General features: G+C 48.4%; 2 protein-coding genes and 1 pseudogene. 1 reads left to right on the top strand and 2 read right to left on the bottom strand.

Features of this window, described 5'->3' with window-relative positions; translation table 11 throughout:
- Nucleotides 1-117: 117 nt before the first annotated feature.
- Nucleotides 118-264: pseudogene (locus tag FD23_RS10795) on the bottom strand (NADP oxidoreductase); the annotation flags it as partial.
- Between the two features lie 65 nt (nucleotides 265-329).
- Between FD23_RS10795 and FD23_RS08290 the strand changes: the two are divergent.
- Nucleotides 330-971, top strand: a complete 642-nt coding sequence (locus FD23_RS08290) for an NAD(P)H-dependent flavin oxidoreductase (RefSeq protein ID WP_025896466.1) — start codon at nucleotides 330-332, stop codon at nucleotides 969-971.
- Between the two features lie 127 nt (nucleotides 972-1,098).
- Here the strand turns inward: FD23_RS08290 and FD23_RS08295 are convergent, their stop codons facing one another.
- Nucleotides 1,099-3,642, bottom strand: a complete 2,544-nt coding sequence (locus FD23_RS08295; RefSeq protein WP_025896468.1) for a YfhO family protein — start codon at nucleotides 3,640-3,642, stop codon at nucleotides 1,099-1,101.
- Between the last annotated feature and the right edge of the window lie 161 nt (nucleotides 3,643-3,803).

Below are 3,803 nucleotides of genomic sequence, written 5' to 3' on the forward strand. Positions count from 1 at the left end.
TCCTGCGGTTAATGGAACTATCGCGGAAAGCTTTCTAAGTCTCTCAGTCATTTACACAAGTTTTTATACTGAACCTTTTTTGAGGAAAAATTGACAAAATCAGCTAAGCAGTTTCATTTATTCAACGATGCCGAAGCCGCCGGGCCAGGCGATTTGTTCGCTAGCCACCAGGGTCATTTGCAGGAAACCAGTTGCTTCCAGTTCTCTTGCCCGCTTCAAGGCGCCGGAGTCAAATACCCGCAAAGGGCTGCCAGCCAAAGCTTTCTTGGAGGAAATTTTTCAGCTTGCAGTTGCAGAGAACGTTCCAGTCGTGCTTCTGGAGTGGCTTGATGAACCGCAAGTGGGCAAAGAAGTTCAAAGAAGCTGGCATCAAGATCATCTTCCGTGCTGTGACGCCAACTGCTGAAAATACCAGAGAAGCCATTGAAGCAGGCGTTGACGTGATTATTGCCACTGGTTTTGATGAAGGCGGCACTATTCCAGCTAAGGTCATCGGAACTTTTGCCATCTTGCCATTGATCGTTGATGCTACTGATGGCAAGGTTCCTGTCGTGGCCGCGGGTGGTCTGGTTGACAAACGAACCGTCAGAGCAGCCTTCGACCTTGGCGCGGAAGGCGTATATGCTGGGACCGCATTTTTGGCAACTGAAGAATCTCCATTAGCTGAAAACATCAAGCAGGACATGCTCAAATATGATGCCAATGACTTGCTTATGTTCCGCACGCCTAATTCCCTCTACCGGTCATTGCCTGGTGAGTTGCCAGAAAAGCTGCTCGAGATGGATAAGCAAGGCAAGTCGGTTGCTGAAATCTGGGCTGCGGCTGGTGACTATAACTGCTTTCTGTACGTGATGCATGACGGCGATCTTAGCCGCGGAATTGCCTCTTTCGGTCTGGGCATCAGCTCAATTCACAGCATTGATCCTGTCAGCGTCGTAGTCGACCGCCTGAACAGCGGTGTAATTGCTTAATTCCTTGAACGGATGACGAATTAAGATACTCATCTGACCTTAACAATAAACCCCCTGAAATTAGGACAATAATTTCAGGGGGTTTATTATCGGTATTACTAGGATGGAATTTTATTCGTTTAGTCGCTTATTTCCTGCTTCTTTGCCCAATTTTTGGCCAAAAAGCCACTAGGAGCAAGACCAAAGCAGCAAGTCCGCTGATCAAACTTCCCAGTTTCATCTTCGGGATTGTGTAGGTTAACTGGATTTTGTTGACACCTGGCTTAAGCTTGAACTTCATGAAGGTGCCCAAGTAACCGAAGATCTCAGCCTTCTTCCCGTTATTCGTCGCCTTCCAGCCGCTCTTGACCGGCACTTCTAAGTAGGCATAGCTGGCCTTTCCCTTCTTGCCTATAGCGGTAAAGGTGATCCTTGGCCCCTTAAACGAGATCTGCTTGATGGCCTTAGCTTGGATTTCCTGACTAGCCTTTGCCAGTTTTTGCAAGTCCAGCTGGTAGAACTGGGCCTGGTAGGCATTGGGCGTCTTGGTCTTTAAGGTTACTCTGGTCCGCTTTTGGACCGGGATGAAGAAGACGCTTGGCGACAGCCAGCCGGCGTAGTTGGAGAGAACTTTCCCATTGATTTCCAGGACATTGTCCCCGGCCTGGCTCCAGGGCAGATTACCGTAGAGAGGGTTCCTTTTATCCTTGGAATTCAGCACATAAGTTACCTTATCCGCTTGGACCGTCTTTTTATAGGCAACCCTTTTATAGAGGGTAACCTTTTTGCCCAGGAGCTGGCTGTAGGCCGCTTCCTGGTAGGCAAAAGGATTCCCTGTAAAGACCGGGTTATTTACGTCATTTTGGCTGGAAAAAGCCAGGGGCAAAGCATATGGGTTGCGGTATACAGATTTCCCATTAGCAGCTGGCAATGCCGTTTTCTCCAAGCCTGGAAGAACTTGACCGGTCAGTACGTATTTAACCCCTAATAAGGAGTCAGCACCAAGGACTGAAGTGTTGACAATGGTTACCCGCTGGGCGGCAGACCGGTAGCCGACACTTTCCAAAAACTTCAGCTGCTTGGGATCCTGGCTGGAGACATAGCTGGCGATCGGCCAGTAGTTGTAGGCCAGGCCTTCGTTATATGCCGCGGTTAAATTCAGGCGCAGCTTGAGTCTGGTAGAGGTTTGGCTGACCCGGTAGGCACCTGGATCATATCTCTTTAAAGCAGCGATCTGCTTTTCCTGCTGGCTGCTGTAAGCAGCAAATTCATCAACTTTAGCTACTTTACAGTCATCCTTGTAGGTGGCCCAGAGCTTTTTGGCATTGTAAGTAATCTCGGTCAAGAGCAGACCGGCCAGAGCCAGAAGAGCAAGCTTTTGCATCCCCTTCTTCCCGGCTTTTTCGTAAAAAATCAGCAGTCCTGCCGTCAGCACGGTTGACAGGACAGTATAGACCACGCCCTTGCTGGTCAAGTTTTTCCAGTTCTGGATGATAAAAATTGTGAGATACGCTGCCGTTCCATAGAAAAGCGGCTGGACCTTGTCTTCGACTTGGCTGAAGAAAATCCCGGCCATGAAGATCAAAATAAAGATGCCGAGATAAGAGTAGCGGGACCAGTAGCTTTCGACCAGCTTGAAGAGTGAAAAGGCGAAATTAGCTGGCTGCCAGTAAAAGAGGAGGAGCATCACCAGCCCTAACAAGGCCATGATTGCCTTGAATTCCTTCGTTAATTCCTTGCTAAAAAACAAGGCAAAGACTGCGATCACCACAATACTGCCGCAATAAAGGGAGACATTGGTGGAGTCGCTCATCACGTTTAGCCCCAGCTTGCCGACGACTGTAAAAGGATTATTGATCAAGTCCGGCTTGAGCAGGTCCCAGTCAAAAGTGCTTCTTGCCCCGCTTTTCAGGCTTACATAGTTCGGCAAAAAGATAAAGGCGCTCAAGGCCAGGCCCAAAAATACTGCAGAGAGATAACCGCCAAGCCTTTTGAACAAAGCTTTTAACTCATAACTGCCCTCATAGAGGTACAGAACTTCCTCGACGACCAGCCAGATGGCGGAAAAGATGATATTGATAAGGCCCGTATACCAGTTAAAGACCATACTGCAGGCGATGCTGATGGTCAGTAAGAAGAAGCCTTTTCTCTTGTCGACCGCAACTAGTTGGTATATACCCAGCAAGATTAAAGGCAGCAGGTACACCCCGTCCAGCCAAAGGATGTTGCAGGACTGGGCGATATTGTACTGGCAGAAAGCGTAGCTCATGGCCAGGAAGAGCTGGAATTTCCCAGTAATTTTTGGAAATCTATGCTTTAAAAAGATGGCCATGCTGCTGGCCGATAAAGACAGCTTGAGGGCGAGCAAGATGTCATAAAAGATAGGCAGCTGGCTCTTTTGAAAAAAGACGACCAGCAAGTTAAGCGGCGACATTAAGTAATAGGCAAATGTGGCCACCTCATCCCCGCCTAGCAAGGCGCTCATCGTATATGTGGCAGAGTTTTTCCCGGCTAAGACGTCCTTTAAGTAAGCAAAGAGATCGAGGTACTGGATATTGGCATCCGCCCCGGCAACCGACTTGAGGCCAAATGGCGCGTAGCCGAAGGCCGCGAAGATCAGCATGGTGACCAGGAAGCTGGCCGCAAAGGCGATGGCTGGCCTGGATTTTAGGACTTTTTTGACAAGATTCACGCTTTCTTCCCCTTCAATCTGAATTCAAGTTAAAATTATACCATATACCATCTTAAAGCAAAAGAGCATCCCTGCCCTGCAAGTGATATGACCCCCGAAATTAGGACACTAATTTCGGGGGTTATTTTCATGACTAAATACACTAAAGAAATCAAACTTGC

The sequence above is a fragment of the Lactobacillus delbrueckii subsp. delbrueckii DSM 20074 = JCM 1012 genome (assembly GCF_001433875.1).
GTDB classification, from domain to species: domain Bacteria; phylum Bacillota; class Bacilli; order Lactobacillales; family Lactobacillaceae; genus Lactobacillus; species Lactobacillus delbrueckii.

Excerpts from the sequence above, each read along its gene's own strand:
- FD23_RS08290 (WP_025896466.1), top strand. The coding sequence starts at position 330 with ATGAACCGCAAGTGGGCAAAGAAGTTCAAAGAAGCTGGCATCAAGATC.